At 73.4% G+C, this 632-nt stretch carries 1 protein-coding gene and 1 pseudogene; one reads left to right on the top strand and one right to left on the bottom strand.

The features are described from left to right. A pseudogene (locus D3D01_RS22575) lies at window positions 1–194 on the top strand (MFS transporter); the annotation flags it as partial. 54 nt (window positions 195–248) lie between these two features. Here D3D01_RS22575 and D3D01_RS22580 read toward each other — a convergent pair. Further along, on the bottom strand, window positions 249–632 hold a 384-nt coding region (locus D3D01_RS22580), incomplete at its 5' end, for a glycosyltransferase family 4 protein (RefSeq protein ID WP_121513858.1).

Here is a 632-nt window from a genome sequence, read left to right on the forward strand (position 1 = left end):
TGGGGTTCGGCCTCGGCGTCGCCATCGGCGCGCTGTTCTCGGGCGTCCTCGTCGGCTTCGGCTTCGCCGTCCCCTTCGTGGCCGCGACCGCGCTGGGCGCGGTCGGCCTGCTCCTCGTCTACACGCAGGTCGGAGAAACCGTCGAGGTCGGCGGCGGTGGCGGCGGCAGTCCCTCGCCCGCCCGCGGCGATTAGCGCCGCGTCGACGCCGCGGTCGACGTCGACGCCCGGTCCGCGTCGGCGTCGGCGTCAGTCGGCGCCACCAACGATATCGAGCAAAAACGAGCGAACCGTCGCCGCCGTCTCGTCCCACGTCGGGTGCGCGAGAAAGCGGTCGCGGGCCGAGATAGCGAGCGACTGCAACCGCCGGCGATTCCGACACAGCGGGGCCACGGCGTCGGTGAGTTCGGCCGGGTCGGTCGGGTCGACGAGGAAGCCGTCTTCGCGGTGCGTGACGAGTTCGCTCGCGCCGCCGGCCGACGAGACGAGCGCCGGGAGGCCGAACCCCATCGCCTCGACCGCGGCGATGCCGAACCCCTCGTAGTGGGAGGGGAGCGCGAACAGGTGTGACTCCCGGAGCGTCGCGGCGAGGTCGGCGTCCGAGAGCCGGCCCGCGAACGTCACGCGGTCGTC

The sequence above is a fragment of the Haloarcula sp. Atlit-7R genome (assembly GCF_003666065.1).
GTDB lineage: Archaea > Halobacteriota > Halobacteria > Halobacteriales > Haloarculaceae > Haloarcula > Haloarcula taiwanensis.